Here is a 13,407-nt window from a genome sequence, read left to right as displayed (position 1 = left end):
GGTATGGCTTGAGGTTATTTGTAGAGATTTAACGCTCATATTTTTGCCGCGGGTGGGGCCGTTGTCTAGTTGGTGGGTGTGGGGTGCGTGTCTACTTTTGAATAAGCCTCTAGAACCTTACATTACCGCCGTATTGAACAGCAGACCCAGTAGATAGGTTGCCAGGGCAGCCCCGTAGCCGATAGCTAGCTGACGCAGGCCCCGCTTGAAGGGTGAAGCACCAGAAAGCAGGCCCACCACCCCGCCAGTGACCATGAGGGCAAAACCTACCAGCAGCATAGAAATGAGCATGGCCGCCCCACCAGACATACCAAAGATGTAAGGAAGAATCGGGATAAGGGCACCAGAGGCAAAGAAACAAAAACTTGAGGCCGCAGCCCCCACATCGCTCCCCAGTGCGTCATGGGAGCCCTCAACTTCTTCCCCCTCACCTATCTCACGGAAAGACAGAGAGGGGTCACAGTCACATGAGAAGTAGCCAAAGCGTTCCATGGCGCGGTGGCGGGCGTCCTCTTCACTCATGCCACGGGCCTTATAAATCAGCTCAAGCTCATTCTGGTTAATATCGAGCTGATGAGCCACATCAAGAGTGACCTGGGTCGGCTGGGAGGCATCCAGAAGTTCACGCTGGGAGCGCACAGAAACAAACTCACCGGCCGCCATAGAAAGAGCACCAGCAAGTAGGCCCGCCACACCCGAAAGGAGCACCATAGAGCTGCTCACACCGGTGGCGCCCACGCCCATAATAAGGGCCGCGTTCGAGACCAAACCGTCATTGGCACCAAAAACTGCTGCACGGAAATTACCAGAGAGTTTCTCGCGCCCTGAGGCGGAGAGTGCACGCACAATCTCTTCGTGGATTGCCTCATCAGCAGCCATGGCTTCAGTGGCGTCTGAATCTTCTGCATAGGAGGAACGCCCCTCAGATCGCTGAGCCAGGGCAAGGACGAAAACAGACCCAAAATTTTTGGCAAGAAGTTCGAGGAAACGAGCAGAGACAGACGGACGAGGCTCAGGGTGGGCATACTCACCTAGCAGTGTGCGCCAGTGCTCCTGGTGGCGGAGCTCAGCCTGAGCAACTTCTCTCAGAATTTCTGCTTCTTTGCCCTCAGCTCGATCCGCTAGAGCTGCGTAGATGCGTGCTTCGGAGATTTCTTCGGCAAGATAGCGGCGCCAGCGGCGAACCTGTGCGCTACTTGGCTGCTGGGAGGGAGTGCGGGGGGCGGCTTCTGACATGGCGTTTCACCTTTTCTCTGCTTTAAATATTGTAAAGGGCGGTTAATTGTGGTGCAAACAAGATTAATTGGCTTCTAGGCTGAGCAATGAGGTGCAGGAATGAATGTGCAGGAACGGTAATTATGCTTCTGCACAGGGGAACACTTATTACGTTCTTTAGCCAGATACGGATTATTATGATTTATTCAGGATAAGCCTTGAAAAGGTGTGGCTAGATGCATAGTGTTAGATATAGACAGTCTCCCCCGGGCTCGCCTGCCTAGCCCGGCAATCTAAGGATAGGAAAACCTGCTATGAGCAAGTACGCATCATTTACCGTCCCCGGCCTCACCGAAGAGTCAGGCCATCATGTAGCCGATATTCTGCAGCTTCGCCTGCATGCTCTGAACGACCTGCACCTGGTACTCAAGCATGCTCACTGGAATGTCGTAGGCCCCAATTTCATCGCTGTTCACGAGATGCTGGACCCCCAAGTCAACCTGGTGCGCGGATTCGTTGATGCCATTGCCGAGCGCATGGCCACCATGGGGGTAACTCCTAACGGTCTCTCGGGCGATTTGGTCGAAAAGCGCACCTGGGCTGAATACGATGTTGACCGCGCAGATGCTCTAACTCATATTCGTGCCCTGAACGAGGTCTACAACGTGGTGGTTGAAGACCACCGCGCCGCCATTGCCAAGGTGGGCGATAGCGATCCCATCACAGAAGATTTGCTTATTGGTCAGACCGCTGAACTGGAACTCTTCCAATGGTTCCTGCGCGGGCACCTGGAAGATGGCACGGGAAACCTCAAATAAGCATAAATGCACCCAAGCTGCGCTAAAGGCGGGCCTATTACGTGATAGGCCCGCCTTTGCCATGCAGTAGCTCTATCGTCTACCTCTCGATGAGTGCCCGGATTTTGTCGAGAGTAAGTTCTGTATGGTCGTAACGGGCGTGGCCCAGGTGCTCGGGCACCTGGATAATGCCGGGCACTACGACCACCTTCATGCCCGCTGACATGGCGCTTTGCGTACCAGAAATAGAATCTTCCACCGCAACACAGTAGGCCGGGTCAACCCCCAAATTGCGGGCTGCCAGTAGATAAGGCTCGGGGTCAGGTTTAGCATGAGTGACCTGCTCATCGGTCACAAAAGTCTTAAAAAGACCCTGCGGTGCTAGCTTGGCAGTATGAGTTGCAACCTCGGTCGTAGCATTGGTAACAATTCCGGCGGGGACGCCCGCCTCAGCTACCTGAGCCAGGAGCGCCTCAATGCCCGGTATAAGCTCAAGGCGGGCGTCCTTAAGAAGAACTGACATCTTAGCTTTTAGCCGGTCATAGAGTTCATCAGCAGAAGCATCTGCACCAAGCTCCTGCATGCGAGAAAAAGTCAGTGCAGCAGGTTTGCCCAGGGTCATGAGCGTATCGTGTTCGGTCCAACTGGCCCCAAATTCGGCGGTCAGTGCGGTTTTAGCCTCAGCCCATAGGGGCTCGGTATCTACTAGGGTTCCGTCGTGGTCAAAGAAAATAGCTTCAAGTCTGCTCATAGGTATCAGCCTACCTGCCCGTCTGTAGTGGCTAGGGCCTGTGGGTGACTTTCACATTAAAGCTTGTCTGAATCTCTAGTACATGTAGGTTGAGTGTAGTAGACTCAAGTTAAGGCTTGAGTGAATCACACTCAACTTTGAACGAATAACCTACGCACAGAAAGAGAAGAATGAAGGCACAATTCACCACCAAGAGCCAAGAAGCGCTCTCGGCAGCCACCATGAACGCCCAAACAGCAGGCAACCCCACCCTCGACACACCCCACCTCCTCAAAGCCCTCATGGACCAACGCGGGGGAGTGGCAGTAGCCGTCCTTAAAACCGCAGGCCTAGACGTGGACGCCATCTCACTGGCGGCGTCCACCGAAATCTCAAAGCTCCCCAAGGTAGAAGGCACTTCAACCGCCCAAGCCCAGCCCAGCCGCGCCGTCCTAACCGCCATCCAAACAGCCCAAACCAAAGCAACCCAACTGGGCGACACCTACATCTCAACCGAAATTCTGCTCCTAGCACTTGCAGCCGGTGACGACGCCACCGCCCGCGCCCTGCACCAGGCCGGAGCCACCGAAAAAACCATTGAAGAAACCATTCCGATGGTGAGAGGAGACCGCACCGTGAACACCCCCGACCCCGAAGGCACCTTCGGTGCCCTAGAACAATACGGCACCGACCTAACCGCCGTCGCCCGCGAAGGCAAACTAGACCCCGTCATCGGGCGCGATAGCGAAATCCGCCGCGTCATCCAGGTGCTCTCCCGCCGCACCAAAAACAACCCCGTACTCATCGGTGAACCCGGCGTCGGTAAAACCGCCGTCGTCGAAGGCCTAGCCCAGCGCATGGTCTCAGGGGACGTCCCCGAATCCCTCCGCGGCAAAACCCTCATCTCCCTAGACCTTGGTGCCATGGTCGCCGGTGCCAAATACCGCGGCGAATTCGAAGAACGCCTCAAAGCCGTCCTCGAAGACATCAAGAAGTCCGAAGGGCAAATCGTCACCTTCATCGACGAAATTCACACCGTCGTTGGTGCAGGAGCCTCCGAAGGGTCAATGGACGCCGGCAACATGCTCAAACCCATGCTAGCCCGCGGCGAACTACGCCTGATCGGTGCAACCACCCTAGATGAATACCGCGAAAACATCGAAAAGGACGCCGCCCTAGAACGCCGCTTCCAACAGGTCTACGTGGGTGAACCCAGCGTCGAAGACACCATCGGTATTCTGCGCGGTCTCAAAGAACGCTACGAAGCCCACCACAAGGTCGCCATCGCAGACTCCGCCCTGGTCGCCGCAGCCAACCTCTCTAACCGCTACATCCCCTCCCGCCAGCTCCCCGATAAGGCCATCGACCTCATCGACGAAGCAGCCAGCCGCCTGCGCATGGAAATCGACTCAGCACCCGAAGAAATCGATGCCCTGCGCCGTGCCGTTGACCGCCTCACCATGGAAGAACTGGCCCTGGCCAACGAGACCGACCCCGCCTCCATCGAACGCCTAGAAGCCCTCCGGGCAGATATGGCCGACAAGAAGGAAGAACTGGACGCCCTCAACGCCCGCTGGGAAGCCGAAAAAGCCGGGCTCAACCGGGTCGGTGACCTCAAAACCCAGATCGATGAGCTACGCTCCAAAGCCGAAGTAGCCCAGCGTGAAGGCAACCTGGCCGAAGCCTCCCGTATGCTCTACGGCGAAATTCCCGCCCTAGAAGCAGAACTAGCAGCAGCCCAGCAAGCTGAGAGCACCGCCACCGAAGAGTCCATGGTCTCTGAAGAAGTCACCGCCGATGACATCGCAGAGGTCATCTCATCCTGGACCGGCATCCCCGCCGGGCGTATGCTCCAAGGTGAATCAGAAAAACTCCTGCACATGGAAGACGAACTGGGCAAGCGCCTCATCGGCCAGCGTCAGGCTGTCACCGCCGTTGCTGATGCTGTGCGCCGCTCCCGTGCCGGTATCTCCGACCCCGACCGCCCCATCGGCTCCTTCCTCTTCCTAGGCCCCACCGGTGTGGGTAAAACCGAGCTAGCTAAAGCCCTGGCAGAGTTCCAGTTCGATGACGAGCGCGCCCTGGTGCGTATTGACATGAGCGAGTACTCCGAAAAGCACGCCGTGGCCCGCCTGGTCGGTGCCCCTCCCGGCTACGTCGGCTACGAGGAAGGCGGCCAGCTCACCGAAGCTGTCCGCCGCCGCCCCTACTCTGTGGTTCTGCTCGACGAGGTAGAAAAAGCCCACCCTGAGGTCTTCGACATCCTCCTGCAGGTACTCGATGACGGTCGCCTCACCGACGGTCAAGGTCGCACCGTGGACTTCCGCAACGTCATTCTGATTCTGACCTCCAACCTGGGATCCCAATTCCTGATTGACCAGAACCTCGATGAAGAAGCCCGCAAGACCGCTGTGATGAACACCGTCAACGCCAGCTTCAAGCCCGAATTCCTCAACCGCCTGGATGAGGTCATCATGTTCGAGCCCCTCTCAGCCGAGGACCTGGCCTCCATCGTGGCCCTACAGATCGACTCCATGGCCCGCCGCCTGGAAGACCGCCGCCTGACCCTAGACGTGACGGACGCCGCCACCGAGTGGCTGGGCCTGGCAGGCTACGACCCGGCCTACGGTGCCCGCCCGCTACGCCGCCTGGTTCAACGCGAAATTGGTGACCGCCTAGCCAAGGGAATCCTGGCCGGTGCCATCAAAGACGGCGACACCGTGCGCGTAGACGTCAACCCTGATGTTGCCGTCGACGGCCTGGTCGTCACCGCCGAGTAACCACCTAGCAGAACTGACCCTATAGTTTTTCTCTTGACCCTCCAGATTGTCTCGGGGTAAAGAGAAAAACTATAGGGTCTTTCTCTTTTAGACTAGGAGAGTGAACCAAACACAGCCCCACCCCGTGCCCGGGAAGCTCGATACGCGCTTTGCCGGGGCGTCCGCGTCCATTACCGCCCAAAAAGACATTGCAGCCACCCACGCCGCAGCCCTCCGCTCCATCGACAGAGTCGTCACCGAAACAACCCAGCCCACCGACCCCCAGCTAGCGGCGGACGGCATCAGCCACCTCATCGACAAGGGGCAGGTGCTGGTACTGACCGGGGCCGGCATATCCACCGGATCAGGCATACCCGACTACCGTGGCCCAGCCGGCTCCCTGCGCAACCACAGGCCCATGACCTACCAAGAATTCCGTTTCGATGAGGTAGCCAGGCAACGCTACTGGGCCCGCTCCTTCGTCGGCTGGCGGCACATGAACCGGGCCCGTCCCAACACTGCCCACTACCTACTAGCAGAGCTTGAAAACCAAGGAAAACTCACCGGCCTGATCACCCAAAATGTTGATGGGCTCCACACCGCAGCAGGCTCCCAAAAAGTTATCACCCTACACGGGGACCTCTCCCGCATCCAATGCCTTGACTGCGGAGCCAACGAAGGGCGCACCTCCCTCGACTCCCGAATCGACGCCGCTAACCCCGGCTACCTGCAGCGCCTCACCAGCAGCACCTTGCAGGTCAACCCCGATGGGGACGCAGAAATTGATACCCGCTTCATCAGCGACTTTCAGATGGTCGGATGCCTTACCTGCGGGTCCACCAAACTCAAACCCGCCGTCGTCTACTTCGGCGAGCCCGTCCCTCATACTCGTAAACAGGCCGTCAAAGAACTAGGGGAGAAAGCCTCATCTCTACTGGTACTCGGTTCGTCACTTGCCGTCATGAGCTCCTACAAAATAGCCCTGGACTTCGCCCGAGCAGGTAAGCCCATCGCCGTCATCAACCAAGGCCCAGGCCGCGCGGACGCCCGCGCCACCTACCTCTGGCGGTCCGACGTCACAGACGCCCTCTACACTCTTACGCGTAAACTCAAAGACTCAAACTGAGTTTCTTACATCTCATGTGGCGAACAGGCAAGCAAAGACGCTCAAAAACATGTACCCTTAAATACAGAAAAGACTGAAAGTTTTTCTGGCACACCCTTGCGTATACGCGGGTGTCCAGATATGAGCGATAAAGAGGGGGTCTCGCCATGGGGCGCGGCCGTCAGAAGGCTAAAGCAACTCGGCAGGCTCGGGAGATGAAGTACTTCAGCCCCGACACCGACTACACTGCACTCGAACGCGAACTGAGCAAGAGCACCAGCTCAAAGCCCAAGACGTCTGGTTATCAGTACGATGACGAAGACGACTACGCAGAGTACGCAGACAAGTACGCCGACGATTATCAGGAGAAGTAACCCGCGTACCACCACGCGGGTTCTTCCCCTACCATCAACACAGCCCGCCACCGGTAACCACCGGTGGCGGGCTTTTCGATGTGGGTAGGAGCTGCCAACAATACGTGAAGAGATAGAGAAGGAGATCGCGTCTTTATCGAAGAAATCCAGAGCATAACAAGTGGCGGCTTCCGTACGGAAACCGCCACTTATAATTTATTAAAATAAAACAGAAACGCTGAGCAATCCTTCTACTGAACTACTACGTTACTTATAGGACCCCAGCAGCACTGCCGCGCCGCCGTCCACGCCCTTAGCACCCTGCACATAATCAGAGTTACCCTGGTAGGCACCGTCGTCCTTCTGCACAGTACCCAGTACCCAAGAAGGCAAACCACGCTTATTCAGACGCTCAACAGCCGCATCAGCAACAGACGGGTCAACAACAGCAATCATGCCCACACCCAGGTTTAGGGTTCGTTCCAGGTCAGCCTGGGGCACAGAGCCCAGCTCACCAATCAGCTTGAAGATAGCGGGAATCTCCCAGGTAGAACGCTCCACCACGCCCACAGTACCTACAGGCAGCACACGGGCCAGGTTAGCAGCCAGACCGCCACCGGTCACATGCGAGAAGCCGCGCACACCAGAACCGGTCTGCCCGTCCTCACCGTTGACCGGGAAAGCCTCAATGAGGTCCAGACAATCAGCGGTGTAAATGCGGGTAGGCTCAAGAAGCTCCTCACCCAAGGTACGGCCCAGCTCAGCCACCTCACGCTCATACTCCCAGCCAGCAACCGAAAGCACCTTACGCACCAGAGAATAGCCGTTAGAGTGAATACCGCTTGAAGCCATAGCAATCAGCACATCGCCCTCACGCACACGGTCAGGGCCCAACAGCTCATCAGCCTCAACAATACCGGTAGCAGCACCAGCCACATCGTACTCATCCTCAGCCAGCAGGCCAGGGTGCTCAGCAGTCTCACCACCAACCAGGGCGGTACCAGCCAAAGAACAACCCTCAGCTACACCGCGCACAATATCAGCAATGCGCTCAGGTACTACCTTGCCGGTAGCAATGTAGTCAGTCATAAAGAGCGGGCGGGCACCGGTAACAACGATGTCATCCACCACCATACCCACCAGGTCATGGCCAATGGTGTGGTGAATATCCAGCTTCTGGGCGATAGCCACTTTAGTGCCCACACCATCGGTAGAAGTCGCCAAGTAAGGCTTGCGGTAGTCCTTAAGCACAGACAGGTCAAAGAGGCCAGCAAAGCCACCCACACCGCCAACCACACCGGCCCCGTGAGTTGCCTTAACGGCGTCCTTCATCAACTCAACAGCGCGGTCGCCCGCCTCAACATCTACGCCAGCCGAAGCGTAGGTAACTGCATTCTGGTTCTCGCTCATTTAGCGGGCCTCTCGGTCAGTGCCGGTCGAATCGGCAGGAATCGTATCTTGGGGAAGAACTAAATCTTCAAGCTCTGAATCAGGGCCAGGCTCACACGAGCCGGCACGAGGGGACACCTCTGCGACATCACCAAACTTCTGCTCAAGGGACTTAGTGCCAGGGCGAGTATCAATCGACACCGCCTGAGCAGTAGAAGGCTTCTGCGCAACAGGACGCTCCACCGTCACCTCAGCGGCAGTACCAGAAAGCGGCCCACCCTGAGCATCATCAAGAATAGACTTACCCCGGCGATCTTCGCTCGGTAGCTCAATAGGGTACTCACCAGTAAAACAAGCCGTACACAGGCGCTCGCGGGACTGTTCGGTTGCGGCAATCATGCCATCTTCAGAGATGAAGCCCAGAGAGTCAGCGCCCAAAGACTTACCAATCTCTTCAATAGTCAGCCCGTTAGCAATCAGCTCAGAGCGGGAAGCAAAGTCAATGCCGTAGAAGCAAGGCCACTTAACCGGCGGGGAAGAAATCCGCACGTGCACTTCTTTGGCCCCGGCCTCGCGGAGCATACGCACCAGGGCGCGCTGGGTGTTACCGCGCACGATGGAATCATCAATAACCACCAGGCGCTTGCCCTCCACCACAGAACGCAGAGGGTTGAGCTTCAAACGGATACCCAGCTGGCGGATAGTCTGTGAGGGCTGGATAAAGGTACGGCCCACATAGGCGTTCTTGACCAGGCCATTACCGAAAGGAATGCCCGATTCTTCTGCGTAGCCGATAGCAGCCGGGGTGCCCGACTCAGGGGTAGGTATCACCAAATCAGCGTCAACTTTGTGCTCGCGCGCGAGCTGGCGGCCCATCTCCACACGGGAATCGTAGACGCTACGACCGGTGATAGTGGTATCAGGGCGGGCTAAGTAGACGTACTCAAAGACGCACCCTGCCGGCTTAGCCTCGGCGAAGCGCTGGGACCGCAGACCGTCCTGATCAATAGTGACGAACTCGCCAGGCTCCACTTCGCGGACGAAAGATGCGCCCACAATATCAAGAGCAGCAGTTTCTGAGGCGATAACCCAACCGCGCTCCAAGCGGCCTAAGACCAGCGGGCGCACACCCTGGGGGTCACGTGCGGCATAGAGGGTGTTCTCGTCCATGAAGACCAGGCAGAAAGCACCGGAAAGAGTGGGGAGCAAATCGAGCATCGCCTCTTCAAGGCTGTCAAAATCGTGGTCCTTGAGCAGGGCCGTCACCAAGGCGGTATCAGTGGTATTGCCCTGGGCTAGTTCGCCGCGTTCAGGGCGCTTGCCCCCGTTCTTAGCCAGCAGACGGTCATAGAGATCAGCAGAGTTAACCAGGTTGCCGTTGTGGGCTAGAGCCAAGGTGCCATGAGGGGTATCGCCCAGTGTAGGCTGCGCATTCTGCCAGATGTTACCGCCGGTGGTGGAATAGCGGCAGTGACCTACAGCCATATGACCGGTCAATGTTTTGAGGATAGCCTCCGTAAAAACCTGGGAGACCAGACCAGTATCTTTATATACGTTCAGGTGCTTGCCGTCGCTGGTAGCGATACCGGCCGACTCCTGGCCACGGTGTTGCAGGGCGTAGAGGCCGTAGTAGGTGAGCTTAGCGATATCTTCGCCCGGGGCCCAAACACCAAAGACGCCGCATTCGTCTTTAGGTCCGTGGTCAACAGGGTCAAGGTCGAAGGATAGTTTTCCGTCAGGACGAGCCAAGGTGGTTTTCCGTCTCTTGTTGTATGTGAGGGTGGCTATCTCGCTCTACAGCGCAGAATGGCGCACCTGAGCAAGTGAACAGTAATTAAGTGTACCTGCCCGATGCGCTACTGATAAGTAGAGCCCACCACCCAGTTCGTGGCCTGGTATTTTATTCCTGGCTACTGACAGCCTGGTAGGTGGTGGTGCGCCTAGTTGAGCGCTTATCGAGCAGAAGCGCCACCACAGTAGCGGCACCAGCGCACAGGGCACCAAAAATTACCGCCATCACACCGTAGACCGCGCCGAAAGTGTAGCTGGGGTTCTCAGGGCCGAGAATCGTCACCACAAAAGCTACAATAAGGCCGATCAGCAGGCCAGTGATAGCGAAAGCTGGCAGAGAGGGGGCACGGCGCACCGTCAGATGAGCACGCTCAGGCGCGGACGCCGGCACAAAGTGCTGGCCGGGCGCAGCCTGTTTCTCTTGCTCAGTGAGTGGGGCAGCAGGCCCAATAGGGCGGCGAAATCGCGACAAAATGCTCATAAAGACCAACCTTATCAAGCCCCTGCACACACCGGGCACAGAATAAAGATCCAGATACCAGTAATAGACTAAAGCAACGGCAGATAGCTACTCACATCTGCCCGCAACCCTGAGGCCGAAATAGCGGGGCCAGACTCCTGCCAACTGGAATAACCCAAGGTGATAGCGCACCAAGTCAGCGCATCAGTTTCAATAACATTTGGAGGAGTACCGCGGGTGTGGCGCGGCCCCGCAATACACTGAGTCACCCCAAAAGGCGGAACCCGCACCTCCACAGAATTCCCCGGAGCCAAAGTGGCCAGCTCTTCCAGCAAAAAGCGGACGGCCGCCGCCCGCACACCCCGCGTCAGGGCAGCAAAAGCCGCCGCGCAGGCGTCCTGATTTTCTGTTGTCTCAAAAACCTGCCGAACCTGGGCGATGGCGGCCATGCCGTCCGCCTCGGTGATCTTGCGGCGAATTGCCATTAGAGGAGCCCCTCAAAAGCAGCCCCAGGCTTGATAGAACCCACCGGCTGGCCCCCGCCGGTGATGGGGAAAGTCGTCCCAGTAACAGCCCTGTCAGCAACCTCACCCTCCACGAAGCCAGCCGCCTGCAAAGCCCGCACAGCAACAAGCCAAGCAGCCCGGTTAGAACCATCTAACATCTTCACCGCCACCGAAGCCCCAGAACGCAAACCGATAGCCAGCACACCCTCAGCCCCCCGCTTGACTACAGCGTCAAGAGTCTCAGCTAGCACAGTATCTGAGCGGCCACTGGCATGAACATATTCGGGATAGTCAACCATAGCTGTTGCCACAGTGGCGGCACGAGCATCAGCCTTGATATTCTCAACCGCTAACCCCAAAACAGAATAAGCCCGAGCCAACCCCACCAGAGAAGTCGCAACAGCAGGGGCACCGCACCCGTCCACTGTCACATGCTGGGGCGTCTCACCGGTGAACTGCTCAACGGTCTGCAAGACCAGCTCCTGTAAAGGGTGCTCTGGGTCAGTGTAATTATCTGTCGACCAGCCCGACTTCACACAAGCCCACAAGAAAGCTGCATGCTTGCCAGAACAGTTAAAGGCCAGGCGCTGCTTACCGTGCCCAGCTGTGATCAGGGCTTGGTAGCTGGGCTCGTCTGCGGGCCAAGCTGGCGGGCAGAGCAGGGCCTCAGCCGTCAGCCCAGCCTCAGCCAGCACCGACTGGGCAACCTTCATATGCTCAAAAGAACCGGTATGAGACCCCGCAGCCAAAGCAATCTGGGCCCCCTGCAACTCAGCCCCCGCATTCATCGAGGCAATAGCCTGCAAGGGCTTGAGCGCGGAGCGGGCATAGATAAGAGCCTCAGGGGCACCTAAACTCAGGGCCACAGAACCATCCGGTGCTAGCACCACCAGCGATCCCACATGCCGAGATTCAATGAAATCGCCACGGGTGACGAGGGCCAGCTCTGCTGCCTGCTGCGCGGTAAAAGTCTGCATGCCCTCCAGTCTACTGGGTAGCTCTGACCACTGAATTGAGCAAAGCCCGCACTTATTCTGAAAACACCGCAACTAGTTGCGGGTAAACCAGAATAAATGCGGGCTTCAACTATGACCTTTTGTTGCAACTTTCTCCACAGGGCCGAAGCATGCTCTGGCAAGGCATAACCGAAGCTATCCACAGATTTAAAAATGGTGCTTGAGCGCCTACGGATGCTCTGCAAGAGTTGTCCCATGCATGACAGAATTGAAGGCCTCGCCGCCAAGGTCAAAACATCTCAACAGCTTAATCTTGAAGGGCTGAGCAAAAACCTCATTGGCGCTATGCACCGAAGAGGTGAGCTCATTAGACTTACGCGGGGCGTCTACATCTCAGCTACAGAAAGTCGGCAGTTCATGCCTGAAGAGAGGTGTATCGCTGTGACCTTAGCGCTGGCAACATCTCACCGGCAGGCAGTGCTCAGTCACGCATCTGCTGCGCTTGTATGGGGCGCCCCTCTCTTTAGATTGCCCACCAGGGTTGAATTGTCCCTTCCCCGTTCTAACCATCGGCACCATAGCCAGGTTAGGTATCATAGCTCCCGGCCAGAGGTGTGTGAGGTAGCTTATGAGGTGGCCGGTTTTTCAGTTACAGACCCGCTAACGACCGTCCTTGACTGCGCTCGAACGTTGCCTGTGGTTCAGGCCTTGGCGATCACAGACTATTTTCTGCACCGTGCACAGGTGAGTTATCACGATGTGCGTGCCCAGCTCATAAGCGTCAGTGGCTATGGAACGAGTAGCTTTCCTCTTATTGCTGAGTCGATGAGTGCTTTGACTGAGTCCCCTCTTGAATCGTTGGCAATGTTCAGAATTGTGCAGTCTAATCTTGAGCGCCCTTGTCAGCAACTAGAAATAAGGACTCACGACGGTAGAGTGTATCGTTCAGATTTTGCCTGGGAGTCATTGAAACTCTTGCTAGAGGTTGATGGTTTACATAAGTACTACGGTGCCTATCGTCCGGCGGAGGAGCAGCTACGTAGGGATACCCTGCGGCAACGGTCGCTTGAGCTTATGGGGTGGACGGTCGTTCGGGCTACCTGGGATGACCTCATGAATAGGCCGCAGGCCGTTATTCACTGTTTGATGCGCGGGGGAGTAAGAAGGATAGAGAAATGACCATCGGTTCTTTCCGCACTTATTCTGAAAGTACCGCAACTAGTTGCGGGTAAACCAGAATAAATGCGGAGAGGGCGGTGAATGTTCTGTGGCAGGCGAGTGGGCTCAGTACGGAAGGCTCAGTACGGAAGGCTCAGTACGGAAGGCTCAGTACGGACGGCTCAGTA

General features: G+C 57.0%; 12 protein-coding genes. 5 read left to right on the top strand and 7 right to left on the bottom strand.

Annotated features, from left to right (window positions below):
• Positions 1–117: 117 nt before the first annotated feature.
• Positions 118–1,236 carry a VIT1/CCC1 transporter family protein gene (locus tag ACEE09_RS01245; RefSeq protein WP_449081328.1) on the bottom strand — a complete coding sequence of 373 codons (1,119 nt, stop codon included), beginning with the start codon at positions 1,234–1,236 and terminating at the stop codon, positions 118–120.
• Positions 1,237–1,529: 293 nt separating this feature from the next.
• Between ACEE09_RS01245 and ACEE09_RS01240 the strand changes: the two genes are divergently transcribed.
• Positions 1,530–2,033: a Dps family protein gene (locus tag ACEE09_RS01240; protein WP_449081326.1), complete on the top strand. Its 504-nt coding sequence runs from the start codon at positions 1,530–1,532 to the stop codon at positions 2,031–2,033.
• A gap of 79 nt (positions 2,034–2,112) precedes the next feature.
• Here the strand turns inward: ACEE09_RS01240 and ACEE09_RS01235 are convergent, their stop codons facing one another.
• The gene (locus tag ACEE09_RS01235; RefSeq protein WP_449081324.1) at positions 2,113–2,763 is read right to left on the bottom strand and encodes an HAD family hydrolase; all 651 of its coding nucleotides are present in this window, start codon (positions 2,761–2,763) and stop codon (positions 2,113–2,115) included.
• 170 nt (positions 2,764–2,933) lie between these two features.
• Between ACEE09_RS01235 and clpB the strand changes: the two genes are divergently transcribed.
• The 3 genes from clpB (at position 2,934) to ACEE09_RS01220 (ending at position 6,980) form a co-directional block, all read left to right on the top strand.
• Positions 2,934–5,522, top strand: a complete 2,589-nt coding sequence (clpB, locus tag ACEE09_RS01230) for an ATP-dependent chaperone ClpB (RefSeq protein ID WP_449081322.1) — start codon at positions 2,934–2,936, stop codon at positions 5,520–5,522.
• 169 nt (positions 5,523–5,691) lie between these two features.
• Complete coding sequence (locus ACEE09_RS01225; RefSeq protein ID WP_449081346.1) at positions 5,692–6,627, top strand: Sir2 family NAD-dependent protein deacetylase; 936 nt, start codon at positions 5,692–5,694, stop codon at positions 6,625–6,627.
• Between the two features lie 146 nt (positions 6,628–6,773).
• The gene (locus tag ACEE09_RS01220) at positions 6,774–6,980 is read left to right on the top strand and encodes a DUF3073 domain-containing protein (protein WP_449081321.1); all 207 of its coding nucleotides are present in this window, start codon (positions 6,774–6,776) and stop codon (positions 6,978–6,980) included.
• Positions 6,981–7,226: 246 nt separating this feature from the next.
• Here ACEE09_RS01220 and purM read toward each other — a convergent pair whose 3' ends face one another.
• The 5 genes from purM to ACEE09_RS01195 all read right to left on the bottom strand — a co-directional run bounded on the left by purM (position 7,227) and on the right by ACEE09_RS01195 (position 12,082).
• Complete coding sequence (purM, locus tag ACEE09_RS01215) at positions 7,227–8,369, bottom strand: phosphoribosylformylglycinamidine cyclo-ligase (protein ID WP_449081319.1); 1,143 nt, start codon at positions 8,367–8,369, stop codon at positions 7,227–7,229.
• Positions 8,370–10,097: an amidophosphoribosyltransferase gene (gene purF / locus ACEE09_RS01210; protein ID WP_449081318.1), complete on the bottom strand. Its 1,728-nt coding sequence runs from the start codon at positions 10,095–10,097 to the stop codon at positions 8,370–8,372. It lies immediately after the preceding gene.
• A 151-nt stretch (positions 10,098–10,248) separates the two neighbouring features.
• The gene (locus ACEE09_RS01205) at positions 10,249–10,620 is read right to left on the bottom strand and encodes a hypothetical protein (RefSeq protein WP_449081316.1); all 372 of its coding nucleotides are present in this window, start codon (positions 10,618–10,620) and stop codon (positions 10,249–10,251) included.
• Positions 10,621–10,688: 68 nt separating this feature from the next.
• On the bottom strand, positions 10,689–11,084 hold the full coding sequence (locus tag ACEE09_RS01200; protein ID WP_449081314.1) for a sterol carrier family protein: 396 nt from the start codon (positions 11,082–11,084) through the stop codon (positions 10,689–10,691).
• Positions 11,084–12,082, bottom strand: a complete 999-nt coding sequence (locus ACEE09_RS01195) for an asparaginase (RefSeq protein WP_449081312.1) — start codon at positions 12,080–12,082, stop codon at positions 11,084–11,086. The genes ACEE09_RS01200 and ACEE09_RS01195 overlap by 1 nt, the downstream gene beginning before the upstream one ends.
• Positions 12,083–12,274: 192 nt before the next feature.
• On the opposite strand from ACEE09_RS01195, the gene ACEE09_RS01190 reads away from it, so the two are divergent.
• The gene (locus tag ACEE09_RS01190) at positions 12,275–13,240 is read left to right on the top strand and encodes a DUF559 domain-containing protein (protein WP_449081311.1); all 966 of its coding nucleotides are present in this window, start codon (positions 12,275–12,277) and stop codon (positions 13,238–13,240) included.
• Positions 13,241–13,407: the final 167 nt, after the last annotated feature.

This window comes from Rothia sp. 88186D007BW (genome assembly GCF_053544215.1).
Note: the sequence above shows the minus strand (reverse complement) of the source record. Positions and strands in the feature narration are given on the sequence as shown.